Source organism: Fibrella aestuarina BUZ 2 (assembly GCF_000331105.1).
Taxonomy (GTDB): domain Bacteria; phylum Bacteroidota; class Bacteroidia; order Cytophagales; family Spirosomataceae; genus Fibrella; species Fibrella aestuarina.
In genome coordinates, this window is the sequence record NC_020054.1 from 1,043,698 (window position 1) to 1,066,896 (window position 23,199).

At 56.4% G+C, this 23,199-nt stretch carries 24 protein-coding genes; 11 read left to right on the forward strand and 13 right to left on the reverse strand.

The window, feature by feature from the left end:
• Window positions 1-73 precede the first annotated feature (73 nt).
• From recA to FAES_RS04130, 3 genes are all read right to left on the reverse strand, one after another.
• Window positions 74-1,165, reverse strand: a complete 1,092-nt coding sequence (gene recA, locus FAES_RS04120) for a recombinase RecA (protein ID WP_015329938.1) — start codon at window positions 1,163-1,165, stop codon at window positions 74-76.
• A gap of 28 nt (window positions 1,166-1,193) precedes the next feature.
• Complete coding sequence (locus tag FAES_RS04125; protein WP_148289289.1) at window positions 1,194-4,292, reverse strand: hypothetical protein; 3,099 nt, start codon at window positions 4,290-4,292, stop codon at window positions 1,194-1,196.
• A 122-nt stretch (window positions 4,293-4,414) separates the two neighbouring features.
• Window positions 4,415-4,879 carry a hypothetical protein gene (locus FAES_RS04130; RefSeq protein WP_015329940.1) on the reverse strand — a complete coding sequence of 155 codons (465 nt, stop codon included), beginning with the start codon at window positions 4,877-4,879 and terminating at the stop codon, window positions 4,415-4,417.
• A gap of 121 nt (window positions 4,880-5,000) precedes the next feature.
• Between FAES_RS04130 and FAES_RS04135 the strand changes: the two genes are divergently transcribed.
• The 3 genes from FAES_RS04135 to rlmB all read left to right on the forward strand — a co-directional run bounded on the left by FAES_RS04135 (window position 5,001) and on the right by rlmB (window position 8,242).
• Window positions 5,001-5,726 (forward strand): ABC transporter ATP-binding protein, encoded by a 726-nt coding sequence (locus FAES_RS04135; RefSeq protein WP_015329941.1) that lies wholly within the window; start codon window positions 5,001-5,003, stop codon window positions 5,724-5,726.
• Between the two features lie 63 nt (window positions 5,727-5,789).
• Window positions 5,790-7,196, forward strand: a complete 1,407-nt coding sequence (locus FAES_RS04140) for a GWxTD domain-containing protein (RefSeq protein WP_015329942.1) — start codon at window positions 5,790-5,792, stop codon at window positions 7,194-7,196.
• A gap of 323 nt (window positions 7,197-7,519) precedes the next feature.
• Window positions 7,520-8,242, forward strand: coding sequence for a 23S rRNA (guanosine(2251)-2'-O)-methyltransferase RlmB (gene rlmB, locus FAES_RS04145; protein WP_051054363.1), 723 nt, complete (start codon window positions 7,520-7,522; stop codon window positions 8,240-8,242).
• A 98-nt stretch (window positions 8,243-8,340) separates the two neighbouring features.
• On the opposite strand, the gene FAES_RS04150 is transcribed toward rlmB, so the two are convergent.
• Window positions 8,341-8,721 carry a c-type cytochrome gene (locus FAES_RS04150; RefSeq protein WP_015329944.1) on the reverse strand — a complete coding sequence of 127 codons (381 nt, stop codon included), beginning with the start codon at window positions 8,719-8,721 and terminating at the stop codon, window positions 8,341-8,343.
• A 231-nt stretch (window positions 8,722-8,952) separates the two neighbouring features.
• Here FAES_RS04150 and FAES_RS04155 point away from each other — a divergent pair, with 231 nt between their 5' ends.
• A complete protein-coding gene (locus FAES_RS04155) occupies window positions 8,953-9,165 on the forward strand; it encodes a hypothetical protein (RefSeq protein ID WP_041257543.1) in 213 nt (70 codons plus the stop codon).
• A gap of 85 nt (window positions 9,166-9,250) precedes the next feature.
• Here FAES_RS04155 and pyk read toward each other — a convergent pair whose 3' ends face one another.
• The gene (gene pyk / locus FAES_RS04160; RefSeq protein ID WP_015329946.1) at window positions 9,251-10,690 is read right to left on the reverse strand and encodes a pyruvate kinase; all 1,440 of its coding nucleotides are present in this window, start codon (window positions 10,688-10,690) and stop codon (window positions 9,251-9,253) included.
• Between the two features lie 238 nt (window positions 10,691-10,928).
• Between pyk and rpmH the strand changes: the two genes are divergently transcribed.
• Window positions 10,929-11,096, forward strand: coding sequence for a 50S ribosomal protein L34 (gene rpmH / locus FAES_RS04165; RefSeq protein WP_041257544.1), 168 nt, complete (start codon window positions 10,929-10,931; stop codon window positions 11,094-11,096).
• A gap of 89 nt (window positions 11,097-11,185) precedes the next feature.
• Here rpmH and FAES_RS04170 read toward each other — a convergent pair whose 3' ends face one another.
• On the reverse strand, window positions 11,186-11,815 hold the full coding sequence (locus FAES_RS04170; protein WP_015329948.1) for a hypothetical protein: 630 nt from the start codon (window positions 11,813-11,815) through the stop codon (window positions 11,186-11,188).
• A 358-nt stretch (window positions 11,816-12,173) separates the two neighbouring features.
• Here FAES_RS04170 and FAES_RS04175 point away from each other — a divergent pair, with 358 nt between their 5' ends.
• From FAES_RS04175 to tsaB, 3 genes are all read left to right on the forward strand, one after another.
• Entirely contained in the window at window positions 12,174-12,668 is a 495-nt protein-coding gene (locus FAES_RS04175; RefSeq protein WP_015329949.1) for a ribonuclease P protein component, read from the forward strand.
• An 86-nt stretch (window positions 12,669-12,754) separates the two neighbouring features.
• Window positions 12,755-14,407: a S41 family peptidase gene (locus FAES_RS04180; protein ID WP_015329950.1), complete on the forward strand. Its 1,653-nt coding sequence runs from the start codon at window positions 12,755-12,757 to the stop codon at window positions 14,405-14,407.
• Between the two features lie 83 nt (window positions 14,408-14,490).
• Window positions 14,491-15,189 carry a tRNA (adenosine(37)-N6)-threonylcarbamoyltransferase complex dimerization subunit type 1 TsaB gene (gene tsaB, locus FAES_RS04185; RefSeq protein ID WP_015329951.1) on the forward strand — a complete coding sequence of 233 codons (699 nt, stop codon included), beginning with the start codon at window positions 14,491-14,493 and terminating at the stop codon, window positions 15,187-15,189.
• Window positions 15,190-15,341: 152 nt separating this feature from the next.
• Here tsaB and FAES_RS04190 read toward each other — a convergent pair whose 3' ends face one another.
• The 7 genes from FAES_RS04190 to FAES_RS04220 form a co-directional block, all read right to left on the reverse strand.
• Window positions 15,342-15,644, reverse strand: coding sequence for a GIY-YIG nuclease family protein (locus FAES_RS04190; protein ID WP_041257545.1), 303 nt, complete (start codon window positions 15,642-15,644; stop codon window positions 15,342-15,344).
• Between the two features lie 145 nt (window positions 15,645-15,789).
• Window positions 15,790-16,380: a gluconate 2-dehydrogenase subunit 3 family protein gene (locus FAES_RS04195; protein WP_015329952.1), complete on the reverse strand. Its 591-nt coding sequence runs from the start codon at window positions 16,378-16,380 to the stop codon at window positions 15,790-15,792.
• Entirely contained in the window at window positions 16,377-18,101 is a 1,725-nt protein-coding gene (locus FAES_RS04200) for a GMC oxidoreductase (protein WP_015329953.1), read from the reverse strand. Before FAES_RS04200 ends, FAES_RS04195 begins: the two co-directional genes overlap by 4 nt.
• A gap of 79 nt (window positions 18,102-18,180) precedes the next feature.
• Window positions 18,181-18,393, reverse strand: coding sequence for a heavy-metal-associated domain-containing protein (locus tag FAES_RS04205; RefSeq protein WP_015329954.1), 213 nt, complete (start codon window positions 18,391-18,393; stop codon window positions 18,181-18,183).
• Window positions 18,390-18,704, reverse strand: coding sequence for a DUF3817 domain-containing protein (locus FAES_RS04210; protein WP_015329955.1), 315 nt, complete (start codon window positions 18,702-18,704; stop codon window positions 18,390-18,392). Before FAES_RS04210 ends, FAES_RS04205 begins: the two co-directional genes overlap by 4 nt.
• A 101-nt stretch (window positions 18,705-18,805) precedes the next feature.
• Window positions 18,806-19,270 (reverse strand): hypothetical protein, encoded by a 465-nt coding sequence (locus FAES_RS04215; RefSeq protein ID WP_015329956.1) that lies wholly within the window; start codon window positions 19,268-19,270, stop codon window positions 18,806-18,808.
• Between the two features lie 50 nt (window positions 19,271-19,320).
• On the reverse strand, window positions 19,321-20,253 hold the full coding sequence (locus tag FAES_RS04220) for a helix-turn-helix domain-containing protein (protein WP_015329957.1): 933 nt from the start codon (window positions 20,251-20,253) through the stop codon (window positions 19,321-19,323).
• Between the two features lie 133 nt (window positions 20,254-20,386).
• Between FAES_RS04220 and FAES_RS04225 the strand changes: the two genes are divergently transcribed.
• The 3 genes from FAES_RS04225 (at window position 20,387) to FAES_RS04235 (ending at window position 23,198) form a co-directional block, all read left to right on the forward strand.
• Complete coding sequence (locus FAES_RS04225) at window positions 20,387-20,821, forward strand: DUF2141 domain-containing protein (protein ID WP_041257546.1); 435 nt, start codon at window positions 20,387-20,389, stop codon at window positions 20,819-20,821.
• Between the two features lie 195 nt (window positions 20,822-21,016).
• Window positions 21,017-22,480 (forward strand): gluconokinase, encoded by a 1,464-nt coding sequence (locus tag FAES_RS04230; RefSeq protein ID WP_015329959.1) that lies wholly within the window; start codon window positions 21,017-21,019, stop codon window positions 22,478-22,480.
• 67 nt (window positions 22,481-22,547) lie between these two features.
• Window positions 22,548-23,198 carry a DUF4230 domain-containing protein gene (locus tag FAES_RS04235; RefSeq protein ID WP_015329960.1) on the forward strand — a complete coding sequence of 217 codons (651 nt, stop codon included), beginning with the start codon at window positions 22,548-22,550 and terminating at the stop codon, window positions 23,196-23,198.
• The last annotated feature ends 1 nt before the right edge of the window (window position 23,199 follow it).

A 23,199-nucleotide genomic window follows, 5' to 3' on the forward strand; every position in this document is an offset into this window, starting at 1 on the left:
GCTCCAGCAAATGGAGCGGCTTTTTTATTGCAAAAACCTACAAGGTCTCCGAGACCTTGTAGGTTTGACTACTTTAGTCTTCGATAGCGCCTTCGTCGTCATCTTCGGTACCGCCAATGGGATCGAGGAGGGCGTTGGCATCTTCGTTGATCTTCGCCCGGATTTTGGCTTCTAGTTCGGCCATCAACTCAGGGTTATCGAGGATAAGGTCCTTCACGGCGTCGCGGCCCTGTGCAAGGCGGCTGGCCCCGTATGAGAACCACGAACCCGACTTCTTGATGATCTCCATCTCAACGGCGAGGTCGAGGATTTCGCCCACCTTCGAGATACCCTGACCATACATGATGTCGAACTCGACGACTTTAAAGGGAGCCGCCAGTTTGTTCTTCACCACTTTTACCTTGGCGCGGTTACCGATGATGTTGTCGGCGCCTTCTTTGATCTGCCCAATCCGGCGGATGTCGAGGCGAACCGAGGCGTAGAATTTCAAGGCGTTACCACCGGTTGTGGTTTCGGGGTTACCGAACATCACGCCGATTTTCTCACGCAACTGGTTAATGAAAATGCAGCAGCACTGCGTTTTGTTAATCACGCCGGTCAGTTTCCGTAGTGCCTGCGACATCAGACGGGCTTGCAGACCCATCTTGCTTTCACCCATCTCGCCTTCGATCTCGGCTTTGGGCACGAGGGCGGCAACGGAGTCGATGACGATGATGTCGATGGCGCCTGAACTGATCAGGTGTTCGGTGATCTCGAGGGCCTGCTCGCCGTTGTCGGGCTGAGCGATCAACAGGTTATTGGTATCGATGCCCAGCTTCTCGGCGTAAGTCCGGTCGAAGGCGTGTTCGGCGTCGATAAAGGCAGCCAGGCCGCCTGCTTTTTGGGCTTCAGCGATGCAGTGCATCGTGAGCGTGGTTTTACCAGATGATTCGGGACCGTAGATTTCAACCACCCGACCCCGCGGAACGCCACCAATACCAAGGGCCAGATCGAGGCCCAGCGAACCGGTTGAGATCACGGGAATGTCGACGACTTTGCTTTCGCTCAGGCGCATAACCGTACCCTTGCCGAACGCTTTGTCTAACTTTTCAATGGTGGTTTGGAGGGCTTTCAGCTTATTGTCATTAGCACTTGCTGTGGCCGTGGCCAAATCAGATTTTGCCATGTTTGGGAAGTTGTTTAACTGATTAAAATTACGACTTTTTGATGGGTTTTCCAAGCCCGGCTCCTAATGTTTGCGGGATAGTTTTAAGCCGTTTAGGCGGTAAAGAATCAGTGCAGAACGACGAGGTCAGCAGGGTCTTTATCTGGCACAGAACACTCGCCTTCGTTTCGTTTAAACCGGCATGGATGTCGCCCCGTACTTGCTCGCTCATCTTCTCGACGGCGGGTTTCGAGATGTACCAACCCAGTGGGTAATGGTGGCGGCGGGTGTCGAGCGTCAGGCTGGTGTAAGAAAAACTAAGATCTTTCGAGAGGGTGTTGGCGATAAGCTGATCGAGGCCTACGCTGTTACGGTTCCAGGTGTTTAGGAACCCTTTGACGGGTTCGGCCAGGAAACGTAACGTGCTCAACGTACCCGGCGTATCCGCCGCGGCGTAGTTGGGCAGGAAGATGAGAAAGTAACGTACCTGACGGGCAACGGCGCGGCGAGTCGGGCCGATTCGGATGGTGTCGCTGATCCGTTGCAGGCTCTTGATAAGCTGCACGGCCGTCAGGATACCCGTGTTCTCGGCATAGCCGCCGTCGATGACGTGGTAGCTGGTTTGCTGGCAGTTGGCCCCCGTAATATTGGGCAGCGGACCGGTTGCCTTGCCGCCGCTGGTCACGAACGGAAACCGGGCGCAGAGAAACGTCGCGGTTTTATAGGGCACGTCGCTGCGGATGCTGGCAAACAGGTCGGCCACGTCGTAGAAGGGATTGAGCGAATCGGCCGTGTTGCCCAGATTGAGGTTGGTCATGATTACTTTTTGCCCGGTTTCGGCAGCTGCCCCGTTAAGGAGCAGGGCCGGGAGCGCCAGCGGGTTTCCCTTTAGTTCGGCGGTAGATGGCCACAGCCGTAGGAAGGACTGCGGAAGCACCTGGTGCGTGGTTGAATCGAGGCGGACGCTGTCAGATAGCATACCGCGCTCCCACGCATCTTCGAGCCAGCGGTTGCGGTCGAGGGCGGGCACCACAACCGGCATGAGATTATGCACGCCTCCACGGAAGAGCATGGCGGCGGCCGTCGGTGAAATCAGGTCTTCGGTGATCACGCGCTGCACCGGGTTTTTCAGGCTGGCCGCATCATGGCGGGGCTGGCAAGTGAGCGAGTCACGATGGCCGGCCAGCGTAGCCACGTAGGTAGCCGCCCCCACACCTCCGCCCGATACGCCGCTGATGGCAAACAGATGGCGGTCGAAGCAGGCAATGGAGTCGTTGAGGGCGCTCAGAGCTTCGGTCGTCCAGGCCGCCGCGCGAATGCCGCCCCCGGCCGTGGCCACCACAATGACGGGAAGCGGACTGGTGGTATCGCCTTGAAGGCGGGTCTCCAGCCATTGCCTGTAGTAGGCCGCCACATCGGGTCGTTGCAGCGCCAGCGATGAGTCGAGGCTGGGTGTTTGCGCGGCAGATACGTTGCAGGGGGCCGTAAGGGCCGTGTTTGGGCCAGAGGGGATGCTGAGCCGGATGTCGCTGTTGTCGTTGTAGCGCGAGAACAGCAGCACCAACATGACCAGAATCACGATGAGCGGGAAATCGGGCAGGTTGTTGAACTGATAAATGAGCGTGCCCAGATACGCCACCGCCGCTAGCCACAAACAGACCACCGCGTAGAGGCCAATGGTCTGCGCGGCGGGTAAGCCCGTTACCGTCGGCAGAAAGACCATCAGCGTGGCGACCAGCAGCCCTTGCCCGAACAGAATGCTGCGCGGCGCCAGATCGACCAGCAGCGCGTAATCATGCGACGGATTCAAGGGTTCGAACAGGGCGATGTGCTGCGCATCGAGCGACCGGTGATAGGGGCGGAGAATCCAGTAAAAGACCAGCCCACTGGCGATGACCGCCATCAGCAGCGTGATGTAGGCCAGGCCCGCGTTGGCCGTTTGCTCGCCCATGAGTGCATTCAGCCGTCCGTAGTTCAGGATGAGCGTCAGCGCCATGATTACAAACGGAGCATGGGCGAGCCAGAGCGGCACGTTTCGCAGCAACCGCAACTCGGGCTGAAGCGCCAGCAGTTTTGCGGCTGAATCGGCGGGCTGATCGGGCTTGAACTGCCCGAAATAATTGGGCTGGACGAACAGGAGCAGCTTACTGCTGACGTAAACCATGCCACCTAGCAGTCCAAGCGACACTAGCGAAAAGAGCAACACCCAAAAACGCGATTTGCCATCGTTGTTGATGAGCGAATAAAACAGCTCGTCGAACTGATCGAGCTGAAGCAGGCCAAACAGCAACAGCAGCAGATATACGATAAACTGCACGTTGAGAAACCCGCGCCAGATCGTCCGGAAATACCGCCGGAAGGTAAGTGGCGGCAGCGTTGGCTGCGGGTGCTCCAGCGCCCGAAGCTGCTGATTTACCGCCGCTTCGTTCTGGCGATGTTGATCAATATGGTGCAGCAACCCCAGCCGAATGGGTTCCTGATCGTAGTGGTACAGGCCAAAAAGGCGGAAGAACGCTTCACGAAACGAAAGCAAAATGCCCAGCGGATGCAGCAGAATGTACCACAACGCCAGGGCAATCGGAGCCATTTTGACCATGCGAATCGCGCTGAGCAGTCCGCTGCCTACCCAGCCGACCGGCCAGTCGAAGAGCCAGCCAATCAGTACCAGATTCTCGAACACATCGGCGGCGGCCCCAACGAGTGTGCCTAGCATAACGGCCTGCCCCAGCGCGCGCATCAGCCGGGTCAGGCGGGGGCGGCGTGGGTTGGTGACAAACAGCGAGTGTTCGGTATAATAGCCGCACCAGGTCAGCAACGTACCCACGTAGGCCGGAATGAACAGGAACATGTCAAGCAGCATTTCCAGCAGCGCCAGCTGCCATTGCCCGTTCAGGTCGGGCGTGTGGCGCCATTGTTGGAGCAACTCGGTTGGGTTGGGTCCCTTGCTCGCATATTGGCCACCCAGCGCGTTCATGTTCTGCTCGCCCAACTGATTTTCGGCAAAAACCAGAAAACTGGCGATGATCAGCGCACCCACCAGCCAATACACGCGGTTATCGGCCTGTTTGCGAGCGAAGGTAAGCGCGGGCTGAAGGATGGGGGCCAACCGTTGTCTGGTTGAGGCCAGTAGGGTATAGAGCCGATTCATGAACGTATCTGGTCGGTGATTGATGAGCAAAGTACCATGTATCTGCTCATATGTGCCGGCCATTTTAGTAAGCGTCCCGGAGCGTCGGTTGAACGGGGTAACAACGTACCTGGCCCAGGTAACTAATGAACGGGCTGTTCGGTACCAAGGCGGCTGGCGAAGGGCTGCGGTCGATGCTGTTTCAGCGCATTCGACAGAAAATCAGCGATATCCAGCGGCACCGTGCCCGCCTCATACGTGGGGGTGATCCGCACCAATTCGTGCCAGTCGCGGTCAGCTTCGTGCGGATACGCCAGCGCCAGACACGGTAACCCGCAACGGCCCGCGTCGAAATAAAGGCCGTCGTAGAACAAAACGGCGATCAACTTCTTTACCTGATGGACGGTAATGGCGTAGGTGTTCGTCAGCACCGCCTCGCCAAGGCGTTCGCCAAGCAGATAATCATAATACCGGTACTGAATAGCAACTCGTGGCGGAATGCTGGCCGGCAAACCGGGTTGAGGAATAGGGAGGCTGCCAAACGGGGAGCGATCAACGAAGGCGGTGGCCAACGCATCGCTTAGCGGGCCTCTTTCTGGGTTGTTCATGGCTTGATTCGCGTACGTTGTTTACTGGTAGTTCATTAATCACGCGGGCAAGCTACACCCGGCACAACGTAGCCTATTTACGGTCCACCATTTATTTTCGTCTATAGCATCACTATTCGTCATGGCTACACCCGCCATTGTTTTGTCACAGGTAACCAAGCGCTACCATCAGCAGCCGGTCGTTGATTCGGTGTCGTTAACGATTGCGGCCGGCGAAACGCTGGTCTTGCTGGGTACGTCGGGGAGCGGGAAAACTACCACGCTGAAAATGATGAACCGCCTGATCGACGCCGACGAAGGCACGATCGCCATCAACGGCACCGACGTACGGCAGCAATCGCCCCACGAGTTGCGGCGCGGCATCGGCTACGTGATTCAGGAGGCGGGGCTGTTTCCGCACTATACCGTGGCCGACAACATCGCGCTGGTGCCGCGTTTGCTTGACTGGCCCCCCGACCGCATCGCCCAACGTACCCACGAACTGTTGACGATGCTACATTTGCCCGAAAGCCTGCTGACCCGCTTTCCCGATCAGCTCAGCGGCGGGCAGCGCCAACGCGTGGGGCTGGCTCGTGCGCTGGCGGCCGACCCGCCCATTATCCTGATGGATGAACCCTTCGGGGCGCTCGATCCGCTCACACGGGCCGATATTCGCCGGGAATTTCGGGAGCTGGACGCCCTGCAACGCAAAACAATTGTGCTGGTCACGCACGACGTACGGGAGGCTTTTGCCCTGGCCGATCGCGTTGCGCTGATGGATGCGGGCCGGATTGTGCAGCTTGGCGAACCTAACGTGCTGCGTGATAGCCCCGCTACGCCCTTCGTCAGACGATTTGTTGACGCATAGAACCAAACGAAACGGCTATGGTTTTTCGTTGGAAGTAGGTAGATTGACTTGATCTTTTCGCATATGCGTCGCTTATACATCGTTCCGCTGCTTGGCCTGCTGGCCGCCTGTGCGCCCTCAAAGCCCAAATTTCCTACGCCTGATGGCACCGCCGCAACTGGTTCGGCGCCGGTGGGTACGTCGTCGGCTCAAAGCCGCCCCCGCTCGGCTGACCCGGAAGGCGACCGAATGCGGCCGGCTGGCCGGGTTCAACCCCGCTCCATTCCATCAACCGACGTGGGCGCCGCGCCCGTCACGCCCGATCAGCCCCAGAGTGAGTGGTCGGTGCTGGCAATCAAGGGCAAATTTCTGGCCATCGATACCACGGCCCTGCGCGTGTACCTGAACGTGATTACGAGCCAGCCCAATGGGCAACCCATGCCCGTGGCTACGTTTCAGGAGCGGTTTATGGTCAATTTTGTGATCTACCCCGATTACAACAATCGCGAGCGACTGGCCTACGGCAACGTGGCCCTTACGCCCGAAACGCTTACCCGCGACAACGATCATCTGGTGGTGTCGTTCACGATTCCACGGCCTAAAAACGCAGGAAATGCGATTATGCTGACCGAAATTTCGGAGAAGAATACGGGCAAAAAAGCGCTGAACGACCTGCCGCTCCGTTTCAAGACAACCCGCCTGTCCGACCAATATGCGCTTTTCGATGCGGCGGGTCGGCTACCACAATTGCGTAACTTTGCGCGAGCGCAGGACACCGTGGTGATCCGCGACGTATCGGGCACCAAACGTACGTTGTTTGCCTACCGCTACAAACACGAGTTTGACCCGGCCCTGCCACCAATGAGTTCATCGCAACGGCCCGCGCCCCGCACCCTGGCTATCGACACTACACTGACCATCACGACCAACGAACCCGTCCGGCTTCCCGGCGAAGGGTTGTATTACTTTGTGGCCGATACGGCCGATCAGAGCGGTATCGGTCTGCTGGTGGGCGATGGTCGTTACCCCAAAATGACCCGCCCCGAACGCCTCGTGAAGCCCTTGCTTTACATGAGTACGGGTACGGAGATTGCCGAACTGAATGCGTCGAAAGAAGCCAAAAAAGCGCTCGACCGGTATTGGCTAACGCTGACCTCGGGTAATGAAGAGGTGGCGAAGCGGGCGATTCGGGCGTATTATGGCCGGGTCGAAGAGGCCAACGCCCTGTTTACAACCTATAAAGAAGGTTGGAAAACCGACAAGGGCATGATCTACATCATCCTCGGGGCGCCCGACCGCGTGCAGCGCAGCCGCGACCGTGAGGTGTGGGTGTACAACAAGCGCAGCAACCTGTCGGAAGTGAATTTTACATTTAATCGTAAACAAAATCAATTTGTCGAGGACCATTACGAGCTGGTGCGCTATGTCGAATACCAGCCCATTTGGTACCCCGTCGTCGAAGCATGGAGAACCGGCGCAATCCGCGAGTAAATCGCCCCAATACCGAGTGGAACCCCAATGAACACGATCGCGGTGATGAAAATCGGCCGCGTGATTTTACTCGTGATGAGCGGGGCGATGCGCCAGAGCAACGGGATGAAGAACCGCGTCGCCAATCGCCCGTAGGCCGGTCTGGCGGCGGGCGAGAGACTCGGGATTACCCCCGGCGCGACGATCGCGACCGGAACGACGTACCCAGCCGCCCCCGAAATGACCGCGACGATCGGCGCGATAACCGGCCGTCGGGTGGGTATGATAAACCCCGGCCTGCCTACCGCCCCAAAGAAACCCGCCCGGAGCCCGGCCCCGACGAGATGGTCTACGGCATTCAGTCGGTGATCGAAACGTTGCGTTCGGGTCAGCAGATCGATAAGCTCTACATGGAGAAAAGCCTGAGCAACGCCGACATTCAGAATCTGGCGTTCCAGAATCGGGTGACGATCCAGCGGGTGCCGGTGGAGAAGCTCGATCGCCTGACGCGGAAAAACCACCAGGGTGTGGTCTGTCTGGTGGCGGCGGTGCAATACGTGAAGCTCTCGAATGTGATGGCCGACGTGCACGAGCGCGGCGAGGTGCCGTTCCTGCTGCTGCTCGACCGGATCACCGACGTGCGCAATTTCGGCGCCATTGCCCGCACAGCCGAGTGTGCCGGGGTGCAGTGTATCGTGATTCCGGGCAAAGGCTCAGCGGCCATCAACTCCGACGCCATGAAAACGTCGTCGGGCGCCCTAAACCACATTTCGGTCTGCCGGGAGTTTAGCCTGGTCGATACGGTATCGTACTTGCAGAAGTCAGGTGTGCAGGTGCTGGCTTGTACCGAGAAATCGCACCGCGATCTTTACACCTTATCGAATGATTTTAAAGGCCCGCTTGCGATCGTGATGGGCTCCGAAGAAGACGGTATCTCGCCCGACATCCTGCGCGTCGTCGACGGTCACGTCAAAATTCCGCTGCTCGGCGAAGTCGGCTCCCTCAACGTATCCGTCGCCACGGGCGTCGTGCTCTACGAGGTAGTCCGGCAGCGATCGGAGGGGTGATTGATTGATAATGAATGATGTATAATGAATAATGGGGGCTGACGCGTCTTACTTTCGTGTCAGCCCCCATTATTCATTATACATCATTCATTATCAGCCTAGGCTTTCTTGCCCTTGGTCGCGCCTTTTTTGGCACCAGCTTTAGCGGGTTTGCCGTCGAGCGTGTTGATCCAGGTGGCGAGTTTCAGCGCGTCTTCCTTCGGCACCTGCTTCATGGGGGCCATTGCGATGTAGCCCGGCCAGTTGCTTGGTTTTGGATTGTAGATCAGCTCAACGATCTGATCATTGGTGTAGTTGCGTTTAGCCACGTCTTTGTAGGCCGGGCCAACGAGTTTGGTATCGACACGGTGGCAGGCGATACACGTGTATTTTGTCATCAGGGCCTTCATGTCATCAGGAATGTTATCCTGCGCCTGAGCCGTAAACGATGCCGTAGCCAGACCGGCGGTGGCAAGAAGGAAGCTGAGTGCTTTTTTCATTGTAACGAAGAAATGGGCAATTGGTTAGACAAAACACGGGTTCACAGCGACCCCGCAAAAGTAAGTAACTGACCCCTACCGAGCCAATCCGGTATTGGCTTAATGCTATTGTAAAACAGTAATAAGACGCCGATTTACCCGAAAGGTTTAACGAGGCCTCCGAATCTTATCAGGTTGATGGCTCAGGCGCCCGCTTGCGAACTCCCAACGGAGGTCCGTCGTTCATCGGCTATGACGACCTACGATTTCAGGACCTACCACGTTCGGTCTATCAACGCCGCTTCTGCCGAAGAGCGCGCAGCCATCAATCAGGAGTTGAAGGATCTGTATGCTAGCCTGCCCGCCGCCGAGCAGGACAACTTTAACCGGCAACTACAAACCTTCCTGACCCGCGAAGTCGGTCGCCTCAAAAGCGACTACGAAGCGATCAAGGGAAGTGAATGAATAATGAATACTGTAGGATGTATAATGAATTGCTGCGTCAGCAGTCTGCCGCCTGGGCCATTATACATCCTACAGTATTCATTCTTTACTCCACCACGCTCAGCTTCACCGTGTTGGTGCGGCGCTGCTTCGAGAGCGGCATGCTGAGCGTATTAATGAAGATGTCGCCAGAACTTAGTTCGCCCCGGTCAACCAGGGTTTGCTTGATCGCCTCGACAGTCTGATCGACGTTCTGATTCGTTTCGGGGTTATACGGAATGACCTGTACGCCCCAGTAAAGACCCAGCACGTTGCGCAGCCGGGCATCGGGCGAGAATACGAAAATGCTCGCTTTGGGCCGGTGGTGGCTCAACCGCACGGCCGTGTAGCCCGACGTGGTGATGCCGATGATCGCTTTGGCTTTGGTATCGCGGGCGAGGCGGCAGGCGCTCATCACCACGTTATCGTTCAGCACGCTCTCGCTGGGGTGGTCGTTCACCTGCGCGTGGTGCTTGTAATAAATCTTATCCGAGTTGGCTTCGACGTTGCGGATCGTCGCGCTCATGTTCTCGACGGCCAGAATGGGGTAGCTACCCGATGCCGTTTCGGCCGATAGCATCACCGCATCGGCACCGTCCATAACCGAGTTGGCCACGTCGTTGATTTCGGCGCGGGTCGGGCGGGGGGCGTCGATCATGCTTTCGAGCATCTGCGTCGCCACGATCACGGGCTTGGCGGCCCGGTTGCACTTCTCGACCAGCATCTTCTGGATCATCGGTACTTCTTCGGCGGGCAGTTCAACGCCGAGGTCGCCACGGGCTACCATGATGGCGTCGGTCGCTTCGATGATTTCGTCGATGTTGGTGATGGCTTCTGGCTTTTCGATCTTGGCCACCACGCGGGCCAATTTGCCCTTCGACTTGATGTACTCTTTGATTTCGTGAATTTCCCGCGCTTCTCGCACAAACGAGAGGGCGATCCACTCCACGTCATGCTCAAGGCCAAAGTCGAGGTCGGCCCAGTCTTTCTCGGTTACCGACGGCATCGACACTTTCGTGTTGGGCAGGTTTACCCCTTTCTTCGACTTCAGGGGGCCGCCGTAGACGACCTCCGTTACCACGTCGGTGCCTTCCACGCCAATCACTTTTACTTCCAGCTTGCCGTCGTCGAGCAGGATCCGCTCGCCGGGGCGCACATCGCGGTACATCCCTTTGTAGGGTGTACTCACCCGTCCCGACGTACCCACTACTTCTTCATTGGTAAAGACCAATTTGTTGCCTGGTAGAATGGGGACACCATTCTTAGGGTCTTCAACGGCGCCAATCCGAATCTTGGGACCTTGTAAATCTTGCAGAACGCAGAGGTTCAGGTTATTCTCTTCGTTGATCTCGCGGATGCGATTCAGGCGCATGAGGTGGTCTTCATGCGTGCCGTGCGAAAAATTGAGCCGGAACACATTTACGCCCGCACGGGCAAGGGCCAACAGTTGATCTTTGGTTTCTGAGGCCGGGCCAACCGTGGCAACAATCTTGGTTCGTTTAAACATGGAATAGAACTGAAGAGAAGCGGATGCTGAACGTATCGGCCACAAAATTAACCGGATCGTTGAGAATAGCTTAAGAGTTTGGCGTTTGCCGTTTGATGTTTACCATTCATTTGGCACAATCAACAGTAAACCGCATAGGCTAAATACCAAACTCTTGATAGTCATTTGGTGATCTGGATTCGTTCTGTTACTTTTGCGGACTCAATTCAGAAACAGGCATTTTAGTCGCAGCTATACAATGAAAAGAACGTATCAACCGTCGAACCGCAAACGCCGCAACAAACACGGCTTCCGGGAGCGGATGGCAACGCCCAACGGGCAGAACGTGCTGGCGCGTCGCCGGGCGAAAGGTCGCTGGAAGCTGACCGTTTCAGACGAAAAGAAAGGCAACCGGTTTAAACTGTAAGGCCCGACTTTTACCAGTCATTAAAAAAGCCGCTCTGATGATCAGAGCGGCTTTTTTAATGACTGGTAGTCCTGAATACCTACTCATTCTCATTTTGAGCGGGGAGACAGATACCAGTTGACACCAATGCCAAGTAATAAAAATCGATTGAAGGGAGCCAGCTTGCTACTGCGAAAGGCGTCCTGTACGTCGTCAACGCCCAGTGTAGCCGTCGCGTCAACGCTGAGCCGATTGCCCACAAAATAGCTAACGCCTACTCCAGCGTTGGCCCGGATGGTAGCCGGGGTTCGCCCGACTAACCCCGCTACTTGCAGGTCTCGCGTCGAGGTGATAGCGTTCCAGCTATAACTGCCTTCTAGGTGAACGAAGGGCTTGAGACGTCCTTCTGAGAAATAACGCCGGGCGATCAGTGACAAACCGACCGATGAACTGGTAAACTGGGGCGGCTCACCTGACTGGCCCAAAAATCTGTACTGGGTTGTGCCAAACTCGACGGGTACACCGAGGCCGATGAACACGTTCTTTTTGGGAAAGAAACCAGCCGATGGCGTCAGGCGAAAGCTGGAACGGGTCGTAGACGATGATATCGTGTTCGGGTCGTTTGGCCAGATACCCGTTGCCGCGTTCAGGCCCAGCGCCCAGGTGCCTTTTTCGGTTTGGGCGTGTGCTGCATGAATCAAGCCCAGCAGGCAGGCCAGTAAGAAGCAACGTATTTTCATCGTTGAGTTAGTTTGATGGTTAATAATCAGTAAAAGAACCGCTGCGCACTGGCTGCGCCAATCAATTTCTCACCCGTCTGCGCGGCTTCAACATACCCGTACATAGGAGCAGGAGGTTAAGCAAGAGTGTATCGAAAAGGAAAAAGCAAAGAAGGATAAAACAGATTTTATTAAGGGGAGTACCGACGTGGCGAAAGGTCAGATCTGTGCTGGTAACGTGTAAGTAGTTACATGACCGTATTAGCGGATGATGGTTGGAATTCAGTAAATAAATAGCCTAAATTCATAGACTACGTAGTTAGGCCTGACGAATAAGCGGAGGTAGATTCAACTTGCTTAGTGTAGCTTTGCACCCCTCATGCCCAATACGTTTCCCAAAACCGAACGCCTGACGAGCAAAAAGCTCATCAACCGACTCTTTGACCGAAGCGCCCAAACCGGCGCCGATGCGGTGCAGTCGGTCTATGCGCATCCGTTTCGGGTCATGTTTGTGTTGCCCGGATTGGCACCTGCCACCAACGTACCTGACGCCGTCGACGTACGGGCTGTAGATTCAGCCGAAGCAAACGAGGTAACTACCAACGTACCTGAGGTAGTGCCGAAGCCTTCGCCGCAGGCATTGCCGCAGGTACTGTTTAGCGTGCCCAAACGGGCCTTCAAAAAAGCGGTGGACCGTAACCTCGTACGGCGGCGTTGTCGCGAGGCATATCGGCTGAATAAGTGTATCTTGCAGAAGGCCGCTGTCTCTCCCGTTGCGATTACATTTCTGTATACCGCCAAGGTCAAAATTTCGTTTGACGAGATAGATAAAGGCATGAAATTGGCACTCAAACGGATGAACAATGTACGATGACCAATGCACAATGATCCTGCTTCGGCAGCGCATCGTTCATTGAGTAAACCATTGTGAATTGTTCATCATACATTGTTCATTACGTTATGCGGCTCCGTAAAAAACTCATACTTGGCACCTCGGCCCTGCTCGTTGCGGGTGGGCTGACGGCCTTTACGCGCGATGATCGCTTTTTCGAGATCGCCCGGAACCTCGACATCTACGCCACCATGTTCAAAGAGCTGAACATGTACTATGTGGATGAGGTAAACCCGAACCGGATGGTGAAAACGAGCATCGACGCGATGCTGAAATCGCTCGATCCATACACCAACTTCTACGCGGAAGACGACATCGAAGATTACATGACCATGACCACCGGCCGCTATAACGGCATCGGGGCCGTGATCGGTGATCGGCAGGGGCGCAACATCGTGATGATGCTGTATGAAGGAACACCCGCCGAAAAGTCGGGTCTACAGATCGGCGACGAGATTCTGAAAATCGACGGTGTCGACATCAAGACCCGGCAGGATGCCGATCCGGGTAAGTTGCTGCGGGGACAGACCGGCACGGCGGTGAAACTGACGGTGAAACGGTACGGCCAGAAAACGCCTGTCGACCTACAGGTGCAGCGCGATGTGGTGAAGGTGACCAACGTGCCCTACTACGGCATGCTCAATGATGAAGTAGGCTACATCGACCTGAAAGATTTCATGGCTGCTGCTGGCCGCGAAGTGAAAGCCGCCTATCAGGACCTGAAAAGCAAGGGCATGAAAAAGCTGGTGCTCGACGTGCGCGAAAACCCCGGCGGGTTGCTCGATCAGGCCATCGACATCTCGAACGTCTTTATCCCGAAAGGCTCGGAAGTGGTGACGACGAAAGGCAAAGTGTCCGAGTGGAATAAATCGTACTCGGCAATGGCCCCCGCCCTCGATACCGAGATGCCTATTGTAGTGCTCACCAACAACCACTCGGCCTCGGCGGCCGAGATCGTATCGGGTGTGATTCAGGATTATGATCGGGGCGTACTGATTGGGCAACGTACCTACGGCAAAGGTCTTGTGCAGACGACCCGCCCGCTCTCGTTCGGGACGCGCATGAAGATCACGACGGCCAAATACTACATTCCGAGCGGCCGGTGCATTCAGGCCATCGACTACAGCCACCGCAATGCCGACGGCAGCGTGGGCAAAATTGCCGATTCGCTACGCACGGCCTTCAAAACCCGCGCCGGTCGGGTGGTGTATGATGGCGGGGGAGTAACGCCCGATGTCCAGACGGAAGCCCAAACGCCGACGCCCATTGCCCAAAGCCTGACCAGCAAGGGACATATTTTTGATTACGCCGTCAAGTACAAGAGCGAGCACCCGACGATCAAACCGGCCCGCGAGTTCCGCCTTACCGACGCCGAGTATCAGGAGTTTGTGAAATGGGTGTCTGACAAAGAATACGACTACACCACGCAGGTCGAGAAAGACCTGGGTGTGCTAGAGGCATCGGCCAAAAAAGAAAAGTATTTCGACCAGATTCAGGATCAGCTGAAAGCGCTGAAATCGAAAATGTCGCACAGCAAAGATGCCGACATGAAAACCTTCCAGGCTGAGATCCGGACGTTGCTGAACGAGGAAATAGCCAGCCACTATTACCTGCAAAAGGGCCTGAAAGAAGCGTCGTTTGCGACCGATCCCGACATCAAAGCCGCCCTTGACCTGTTCAAAGACATGAACCGGTACAATGGAATTCTGAAAAAGAAGTGATGCTTTCTACATGATGAATGCGCTGCTGATTCTCCACGTTGTGATCTGGCAGCGCATTCATCATGTAGAAAGCATCGTTACGTATGATTCTGTCCCTCGATACATCCACTACCGTTTGCTCGGCCGCGCTGCACACCCTGACGGGCGAGTTGCTTGGTTGTTACGAATTGTTTACGGAGCGCACGGCGTCGTCGCGCCTGACCACACTCCTGCACGATGTGGTTGCTCATGCTGGGTTTGCGTTGGCCGATGTGTCGGCGATTGCCGTAGCCAAAGGCCCCGGTTCTTACACAGGGCTCCGCATCGGGGTGTCAACGGCTAAAGGGCTGTGTTTCGCGCTCGACAAACCGCTGATTGGGATCAACACGCTCGTGGCCATGACCGAGCAGATTCGGCCGTTTTATGCGCCGGGCAACGCTTTGTCAGGTACGTTGTTTTGCCCCATGATCGACGCCCGCCGCATGGAGGTGTATTGTGCCATTTACGATCAGCAGGGGCAGGAAGTTCAGCCCACCTCGGCTACCATTCTGGACGAGCAATCGTTTGCCAATTGGCTGGCTCAGCAGCCGGTTGTCTTTTTCGGCGATGGGGCGGCCAAAGCTCGCCCCGTCCTGACGCACCCCAACGCGATCTTCCCGGCCGTGCAGGTACGTCCCTCGGCGCGCACGGTGGGTACGTTGGCTGTCCAAGCCTATGCTGCCGGGCAATTTGAGGACCTGATCGCGTTTGAGCCCTATTACCTCAAAGAGTTCATGACCACAAAGCCGAAAGCGGTGCTTTGATTTGTACCCTAACGAAGGAGAGATCTTGACGCTGCTTGACATACAAGCTGAATCCGATAAGCGGTTTTCCTTCTAGCCGATTTGCAATAAACACACCTGTCCGTTAGTAAACCTCAAGATCCCTCCTTCGTCGGGATGACAGAGGGGAGTCACTACGGTTGGATAGCTGCGTTTAAAAGCTCCCAAGTTGGGTTGATCGATTCAATCAGGGCAACCTTTTTCGCGCGTCGCCACCCTTTGATTTCTTTTTCACGCTCGATAGCATGGCGCACATACTGGTGAAATTCCCAATAAACCAGCCTATAACAAAAATACTTGCCTGCAAACTTGTCGACCTGTCCTCGTGATTCGTAATGCTCCGCTAGCCGTCGAACCAGATCATTAGTCATACCCGTATACAAAACAGTCTGAGCAGGATTAGTTGTGATGTATACATAGAAGGCATAATTCTTCATATCAGGTTTTAAATGGGGTGGAGGTGTCTTTTTTGTCATCCCGACGCCAGGAGGGATCTTGAAGCATACTAACGAACAAGCCATTATGCTTCAAGATCCCTCCTGGTGTCGGGATGACAAAAGCAATGATGAAAGTAGAAAGCGCTTACTCGTTCCAGGCGTTTTGGCTGTTAAGGGGCATGCAGGCAATGTATTCACCGGGGACGGGGTCGTAGGCTAACACCTCCTTGCCGATCTTTTCGCTGGTGTAGTACCCCAGTAGCGTCAGGCTTTTGAGGCGGCGGAAGAAAGCGGGTGGCCCGGATGGTTTGAGCGTTATGCCCCAAAGCGACGGCGGAAACGGCTCGGCTTCTTTGTCGAGTGCCAGCAACAGGGCCTCGCGCTGAGCGGGCGTACACTCGACAAACGATTTCCCGTATTTCGATTCACAACGCTCGTCCAAGGATTCCAGGCCCGCCAGAAAGTCCTTCTGATCTTCCTCCGACAGTAGATCGTGCAGCATCTTGTCCACAAACTGCGGCACGCCTAGTTCTTTGGCGCCTGGTGTGCTGGTCTTGGGTAGAATCGTCTCGGTAATTTCAGCAATGGTATTGGCCTGTTCAGGAGACAGAAAAACGGGCTTCCAGTCTAGCTTGACCGTTTTCTGGCAGGCTATGAAGGTTTCGGTCAGGGCTGTGGCCGAGACGGCGTAGCCCATAAACAGAGCCGAGGTTTTGAGGGCGTTACGGCGGTTCATAGGTCGTTGCGGTTTTTGGCTTTCGTGGCAAAATCAACGGCGCGGGCTGTTAGGGCCATGTACGTAATCGACGGGTTCACGCACGATGACGAGGTCATGCAGGCGCCATCGGTCACAAAGACGTTGGGGACGCTGTGGAGTTGATTGTTCCCGTTGACGACCGACGTTTTGGGGTCGCGGCCCATCCGCGCCGTGCCCATTTCGTGAACACCCACGCCAATACCGCCCGAATAGTCAAACGTGGTGATGTCTTTAAAACCGGCAGCGTCGAGCATCTCGGCGGCATCGGCCATGATCTGCTTGCGCATTGCCAGTTCGTTCTGCTTGAATTCGGCGTCGAACACTAGCATGGGCAAGCCCCACTGATCGTTCTTGTCGGGATGCAGGGTCACTTTGTTGTCGTGGTAGGGGAGCACCTCGCCGAAGCCCATCAGCCCCATGCTCCAGCCACCCGGCTTGAACAGCGACTCTTTGAAGGCGGCCCCGACACCGGGTGTATTGACGCCCCCGCCCCAGTTGCCGCGGCCTGCTCCGGCACCCTGGTAATCATAACCCCGCAGGAAGTTCGGGTTCTTCGATTTCTCGTCGATGTTCACATACTTCGGAATGAACAACCCGGCGGGTTTGCGCCCTTTGTAGTACTGATCCTCGAAGCCATCGTAGCTGCCCATCGCGCCCACGTGGTAGTGGTGGTCCATGATGTTGTGGCCCAGCTCGCCGCTGTCGTTGCCCATCCCGTTGGGAAACCGCTTCGACGTTGAGTTGAGCAGAATCTGCGTCGTGGCCATTGTGGAGGCGCAGCAGAAGATCAGGTTGGCGAAAAACTCAGTTATCTCCTTCGACTCGGCATCCACCACGCGCACGCCCGTGGCCCGGCCCGTAGCTTCGTCGTACATAATCGAATGCACCACCGAATGCGGCCGGATTGTAAAGTTTTTGGTCAGGTTGGCGGCGGGCAGCGTGGCGGCGTTACTGCTGAAATAAGCGCCGTAGGGGCAACCCCGGCCGCAGCGGTTCCGGTTCTGGCATTTTCCACGCCCCAGTTCGAGGTGCCACGGTTGCGGGTCGGTGAGGTGAGCGACGCGGCCCGGCGTTACGTAGCGATTACCATACTTCGTTTTCATCGCCTGCCGGAAGTGCGACTCCAGGCAGTTGAGCGGAATGGGCGGCAGAAACTCGCCGTCGGGCAGGTGATCGAGGCCCAGCTTCTCGCCGCTGATGCCCACGAACTTTTCGACGTAGCTATACCAGGGGGCAATGTCGGCGTAACGGATAGGCCAGTCGACGGAAATGCCTTCGCGGGCGTTGGCCGTAAAATCGAGGTCGCTCCAGCGGTAGCAGTGTTTCCCCCAGGTGAGCGAACGCCCGCCCACGTGGTTGCCCCGGATCCAGTCGAACCGCTTGGTTTCGATGTATGGGTCGTTGAGGTCGTTGGTGAAAAAGTGCTTGTTGCTCTCGCCTACGAAGCCACTGCGCGTCTGCACGTGATACGCTTTCTGGTCGTCGTGGTTGAGGGCGCCGCGGTGGTCAAACTCCCAGTGGTCTTTCATCGCCGTGGGGTAGTCTTCCACGTGAGTCACCATCCGGCCCTTTTCCAGCACCAGCGTTTTGAGCCCTTTTTCGCACAATTCTTTGGCCGCCCAGCCGCCGCTCATGCCTGAGCCGATGACAATGGCATCGTAGCGGTGCGTTTTGTTAATGGTTGTATTGAGGTTTGCCATGTGAGTAGGTTAAGCCGGTTTTTGATAAAGCCAACCCGCCCTCTAATCTCACCTGACAGAAAATCGCAGGTACTTCTCCTCAAGGCAGCTCTTCGCAGAGAAAGCCCGCACGGCCGACAGCCTGACGGATCACGTCGGCCGAAATGGTGGTCGTTTCAACCCGCAACACCCGGTCGCAATCGTCGAGATCGACCGTCCAGCGAATGGCGTTGCCGAACGTACCCAGCGCCTGCCCAACCGTTTGGCGGCAGCCTGCGCAAACCATATTCGTTCTGAAAACTAACACGTTCATGGCTCCTGGGTCTGTTCGCGCAGTTTCCGAAAAATCACATAGTCGGCGTAGAAGGTGCCGCCAGGCACAAACGAAGCGAGCAACGCCAGCAACGTCTTGCCAAGCGGCCAGCGGTACTCGGTTTTGGCCTGAATAACGGTGAGCGCATACCAGACAAACAGCAACCCGTGAATGGGCCCAATCGCCTGCACGACAGCCGGTTGCTGGTAAAGGTGTTTCATGGGCACGCCCACCAGCAACAGCACCAGCAACGACGTTCCTTCGAGGAAACTGGCCACCCGCAGACGGAATTTGGGAGAGGTAAAGAACATGGGGTTTGGGGTTTGATGTTTAGCGTTTAATGTTTGATGGATTGATTGACAGACAATTGGTTAGATGGTTGAGTGAACGTTAAACCTTAAACGCCAAACTGCTACCAACGTACCCAGGGGCGGGCCGCCAGCGGTGAAAATGGCCAGGGAATCGCCGCCAGAATCAGCACAAGGCCAATGGTGAAATACAGGGCGGTAGTTTTGAACTGCTGCCGGGCGTCGGTTTGTCGTTTGGCTTTGCTCGATCCGATCGTCATCAATACTACGGCGGTGAGCATCAGGCTGATGTGGATAAGGGCGAAGAACGGAAACGCGGCGGCCTCAGCGAAGGAGGGTTTTTCGCGCCAGTAGTAGCGGATGATGGGGCTGATGGCGTAGAGGTAAAAACCAATCAACAGTTGGGTATGGGCAATGGAGGTGGCCATCACCCGGATGATTTGGTCGGCTTTGGTGTAGAAGCGGCGGTTGATCAGCCCCGAAAAAGCACTTACCAACGTACCCAGCAAGCTGAACAGCACCAGCCAGCGCAGGGCATTGTGAATCACTAAAGCAATCTGATACAGCATTTGACAGACGATTTCTGCCCGCAAAGGTCGCACCCGCGGATTCGCTGGCGTTAGGCCATACCCGGCAGAAATTGGTTTCTATCAATCATTCTTCGGAATGCGCCTGGACTGGTCTGCGCGTAACGCCGGAAGAGTTTGCCAAACGTGGCCTGGTCAGCAAAGCCTAGTTCAGCGGCAATCTGCCCCACCGTCAGGGCCGACTGGTAGAGCAGAACTTTGGCTTCCAGCACCCGCCGTTGATCAATCCAGACCGAGGGCGACTGCCGGGTACGTGCCTTCACCACTTTGTTCAGGTGGTTAGGGCTCACGTTGAGCAGATCGGCGTAATCGCTCACCCGAACCCGCCGGTTGTCATGGGCATTGAGTAGGTCCATAAAGCCCTGCACTAGCCGGTCGCCCGCGTCGGTTTGTGTTGGCAACGTACCGGCATACGCCCGGTTTATCTCGGCCAGTAACGCCTGCAGGTACGGCCCAATGAGGTCGGTTCGGCTGGCGCCCGCTTCGTAGTATTCGACGGCCAGCCGGCTGAATAGCGCGTCGATGAATCCGGTTTTGGCGTCGGTCAGCGTAATGAGTGGTTGGCTGGTTAGCTTCAGAAAATCAAAGGCGGCGTTGTGGGTGGCACTGGCCAGCATATCCCGTCCCACAAAACACATATACCCCATCGCCGTTTCGCCAATGGCCGGTATCGAGAAAATCTGCATCGCCGGAACCACGGCCAGTTGTTGCGGCTGCATCGTATAAGCCTGGTGCCCCACCGTCAGGTCGAGGGAGCCGTCGGTGAGCAGAAATAAAGCGTGGTTGCCCGTGCGTGCTGCCGGAACGGGAAGCTTGATCACGGGCCGGGCGAAGGCAATCGAGGCAATGATAAACTGGTCGAAATCGGGTCGGAATCGATGCTCCCATTGATCGTCGCGGATCAGAAAACGGTCCCGTGCGTGGCGGGGGCTAACTGGTGGAAACAGGTCGTTGGCTGGGTCCATAAGCTATCAGAACGGTTAAAGATACGCGTCCTGGCGTGCCATTTGTCCCAAAAACGTGCTGTTTGCCCCTGCCTGTCGGTGATGCAGGCCGTTGATGGATAGGTTTGAGTCAGAAACCAAACCGCGCTCGTTTATGAAAACCCTACTGTACACCATCGCCCTGTTGATTGCCGCCCTGTTTGTGCATCGCCCGCTGCTGGCTCAGAACAGCACCTACAAACTCACCATTACTATTCCGAACATCAGCCAGCGAATGGGGACGATGCACGTCGGGCTGATTATAAAGCCCGAACACTTTATGGGCAAATCGGACCTTGACACGGCGGTGGTGGTGCCTGCCGACGGCCCGCTGACGATCGTGATACCAAATTTGAAGCCGGGCCAATACGCCATCCAGCTTTATCAGGACCTGAACAACAACAACGTGATGGACCGCGCAGGGATGATGCCTACCGAACCGTTCGGGTTCTCCAACATTGCCATGCTGATGGGCCCGCCTTCGTTTGAGCAGGCTGCTTTCGAGATAAAAGACGATACGGAAATTCGCGTACGGCTGCTGGGTAATTAGTTAATTGTTTTTTGGTTAAATCAGTTGATTACGACCGAATTAACGATGGGCAGCGTAGCAGGTTGCGGGTCAGCCGCCCATATACTGTCACGCTGCCTGCGTGCTTCTATACGCGACAATGGATAATGTGTAATAGTTTCGTTTGCTGGAAGTGGCCGTTGAAAGCCACATGTAGTACACCTGATCCACTGACGTATGCTGTTACTTGGCGTCGACATCGGCACGACCAATCTGAAAGCGCTGGCGATTGATACCGAAACGGGCCAACCCATTGCGCAGGCCACCCGGCCCGTAACGACGCTGGTGCCCAAACCCGGCTGGGCCGAACAGGACCCCAACGCCATCTGGCACTTGGTTGGCGAGGTCATTGGCGAATGCCTGACCGAACTGGGACCGCAGGCGAGCAAGGTGGCCGGGGTTTGTTTCAGCACGGCCATGCACAGCCTGCTGGCCGTTGATGATACGGGCCGCCCCCTTACCAACGCGCTGATCTGGTCGGATAACCGGGCCAGCCGCGAAGCCCTCGCCATCCGCACGAGCCATGCCGAGGTAACCAAAGCGCTGAACGTACCTGTGCACCCGATGTTGCCGCTCTGTAAGCTGGCCTGGTTCAGCGCGCACAACCCGCGCCTGCTGAAACGCGCGGTCCGCTGGCTGTCGATCAAAGAATATGTATGGTGGAAACTGACGGGCCGCTACGAAATCGACTACGCGATGGCGGGCGCGACGGGCCTGTTCAACAACGCCAAACGTACCTGGCTGGCTCCTGCGCTGGCCGTCGCTAACGTCCGCGCCGATCAGCTTTCTACGCCCGTCAACACCACGCATACCGTTGCCTATGCCCCAAAAGCAGGTAGTCCGGCCCTTTTCGCGACCGATACGCCCCTCATTATTGGTGCTTCCGACGGCTGTTTGGCCAACCTGGGGGCAGGTGCTATCGAGCCGGGCGTAACCACCATTACCATTGGTACCAGCGGCGCCGTCCGCCGAACGAGTTCCCGGCCTGTGGGCGACGACCGCCTGTTTTCCTATCTGCTCCACGCCCGCGATGCCACCGAGCCTGACCGGTATGTGGTCGGCGGCCCTACCAACAACGGCGCCAACGTGCTCGAATGGTTGTCGGAAAAACTCATTCAGCACGATACCCCGACGGTGCTGACCGAAGCCGCCACCGTGCCGCCGGGCGCCGATGGTCTGCTGTTCCGGCCCTATTTGCAGGGCGAACGCGCTCCTCTCTGGGATGCCAGCGTGCGCGGCAGCTATCACCACGTCGACTGGCTACACACGCGGGCGCACTTTGCCCGGGCGGCGCTGGAAGGGGTGCTGTTCAACCTGCGCCGCACCGAACTGCTGCTGGCCCGCAATGCCGGCCCAACGCGGGTGATTCATGCCAACGGCGGTTTTGCCCAGTCGGCATTCTGGGTGCAGATGATGGCCGACATCTTCAATGTGCCGGTGCGGCTCAACGCCAGCAACGAGAGCGGGGCCATCGGTGCGGTCAAACTCGCTCAGTTTGCGCTGGCCAGTACCACCCGTAAACCACTATCCTTGACCGATTTGGCCGCAACAACCGAATTTGGTCATACCTTCCAGCCTAATTCCGAGGCCGCCGCCTTGTATCGGAAGCAATACAAACGCTTCGAGGAGCTGGGCGAGTAAAGGATCAGCCATGATCGGCCGAGAAAGTGCCCTGGTCACGTAGTTATTATCCACCGTACATTCGTTTATGGACTTTCTGAACACCTTACTGTTACTGACCGTCGGCGGAGCCGGTGGTGTTGGCTTGAGTCTATGGTTGCGCCGAAAGCCAGCCAACACCGTTACCGACGTTCGGCACGAGTCGACGCTGCTGCTCGAACGCATCGAGAAAGTATTCAAAGTCGTGATGGCCGAGGGCTATTTCTCGGAGATCTACAACTACCAGGATCAGCGGACGATCCTGTACGTGTTCAACGATCCCAAAAAGGCCATGATCATCGCCAAATCGAAAGTGCTGGTGGGGTTCGATTTTCAGAAAGTGCGGTTCCGGCAGGTGCAGACTGGCGAGAAAACGCTGATCGTCGAAGCATTTCCCGGGCCCGAAATCTTGTCGATCGATACCGATTATAAGTTTTACGACATTCAGGCGGGCATCTTCAACCATTTCAGCAGCGAAGCCTACACCAGCATTCTGGAAGAAGCCAAGCAGGTCATGCACGAACGCGCCATGCAGAGCGATCTGCCCCGCATCGCTAATAATCAGATTCAATACATGATGTTCCAACTGGCCGCGTCGATGGGCTGGACGCTCCAGCTTCCGGAAGCCGATCAGCGCCGGATCGAACTGCTGGACGAAGGCAAAGCCCTGCCCCCCGGCGAAACCACCGAATCGGCTTGAT

What these genes read in the sequence shown, in the direction of transcription:
- rpmH (WP_041257544.1), top strand. Translation starts at nt 10,929, where the DNA reads ATGAAAAGAACGTATCAACCGTCGAACCGCAAACGCCGCAACAAACAC.
- FAES_RS04150 (WP_015329944.1), bottom strand. Translation starts at nt 8,721, where the DNA reads ATGAAAAAAGCACTCAGCTTCCTTCTTGCCACCGCCGGTCTGGCTACG.
- FAES_RS04170 (WP_015329948.1), bottom strand. Translation starts at nt 11,815, where the DNA reads ATGAAAATACGTTGCTTCTTACTGGCCTGCCTGCTGGGCTTGATTCAT.
- FAES_RS04125 (WP_148289289.1), bottom strand. Translation starts at nt 4,292, where the DNA reads ATGAATCGGCTCTATACCCTACTGGCCTCAACCAGACAACGGTTGGCC.
- FAES_RS04200 (WP_015329953.1), bottom strand. Translation starts at nt 18,101, where the DNA reads ATGGCAAACCTCAATACAACCATTAACAAAACGCACCGCTACGATGCC.
- FAES_RS04215 (WP_015329956.1), bottom strand. Translation starts at nt 19,270, where the DNA reads ATGCTGTATCAGATTGCTTTAGTGATTCACAATGCCCTGCGCTGGCTG.
- FAES_RS04190 (WP_041257545.1), bottom strand. Translation starts at nt 15,644, where the DNA reads ATGAAGAATTATGCCTTCTATGTATACATCACAACTAATCCTGCTCAG.
- FAES_RS04220 (WP_015329957.1), bottom strand. Translation starts at nt 20,253, where the DNA reads ATGGACCCAGCCAACGACCTGTTTCCACCAGTTAGCCCCCGCCACGCA.
- FAES_RS04135 (WP_015329941.1), top strand. Translation starts at nt 5,001, where the DNA reads ATGGCTACACCCGCCATTGTTTTGTCACAGGTAACCAAGCGCTACCAT.
- FAES_RS04155 (WP_041257543.1), top strand. Translation starts at nt 8,953, where the DNA reads ATGACGACCTACGATTTCAGGACCTACCACGTTCGGTCTATCAACGCC.
- tsaB (WP_015329951.1), top strand. Translation starts at nt 14,491, where the DNA reads ATGATTCTGTCCCTCGATACATCCACTACCGTTTGCTCGGCCGCGCTG.
- recA (WP_015329938.1), bottom strand. Translation starts at nt 1,165, where the DNA reads ATGGCAAAATCTGATTTGGCCACGGCCACAGCAAGTGCTAATGACAAT.
- pyk (WP_015329946.1), bottom strand. Translation starts at nt 10,690, where the DNA reads ATGTTTAAACGAACCAAGATTGTTGCCACGGTTGGCCCGGCCTCAGAA.
- FAES_RS04140 (WP_015329942.1), top strand. Translation starts at nt 5,790, where the DNA reads ATGCGTCGCTTATACATCGTTCCGCTGCTTGGCCTGCTGGCCGCCTGT.
- FAES_RS04230 (WP_015329959.1), top strand. Translation starts at nt 21,017, where the DNA reads ATGCTGTTACTTGGCGTCGACATCGGCACGACCAATCTGAAAGCGCTG.
- FAES_RS04225 (WP_041257546.1), top strand. Translation starts at nt 20,387, where the DNA reads ATGAAAACCCTACTGTACACCATCGCCCTGTTGATTGCCGCCCTGTTT.
- FAES_RS04210 (WP_015329955.1), bottom strand. Translation starts at nt 18,704, where the DNA reads ATGTTCTTTACCTCTCCCAAATTCCGTCTGCGGGTGGCCAGTTTCCTC.
- FAES_RS04205 (WP_015329954.1), bottom strand. Translation starts at nt 18,393, where the DNA reads ATGAACGTGTTAGTTTTCAGAACGAATATGGTTTGCGCAGGCTGCCGC.
- rlmB (WP_051054363.1), top strand. Translation starts at nt 7,520, where the DNA reads ATGGTCTACGGCATTCAGTCGGTGATCGAAACGTTGCGTTCGGGTCAG.
- FAES_RS04130 (WP_015329940.1), bottom strand. Translation starts at nt 4,879, where the DNA reads ATGAACAACCCAGAAAGAGGCCCGCTAAGCGATGCGTTGGCCACCGCC.
- FAES_RS04235 (WP_015329960.1), top strand. Translation starts at nt 22,548, where the DNA reads ATGGACTTTCTGAACACCTTACTGTTACTGACCGTCGGCGGAGCCGGT.
- FAES_RS04180 (WP_015329950.1), top strand. Translation starts at nt 12,755, where the DNA reads ATGCGGCTCCGTAAAAAACTCATACTTGGCACCTCGGCCCTGCTCGTT.
- FAES_RS04175 (WP_015329949.1), top strand. Translation starts at nt 12,174, where the DNA reads ATGCCCAATACGTTTCCCAAAACCGAACGCCTGACGAGCAAAAAGCTC.
- FAES_RS04195 (WP_015329952.1), bottom strand. Translation starts at nt 16,380, where the DNA reads ATGAACCGCCGTAACGCCCTCAAAACCTCGGCTCTGTTTATGGGCTAC.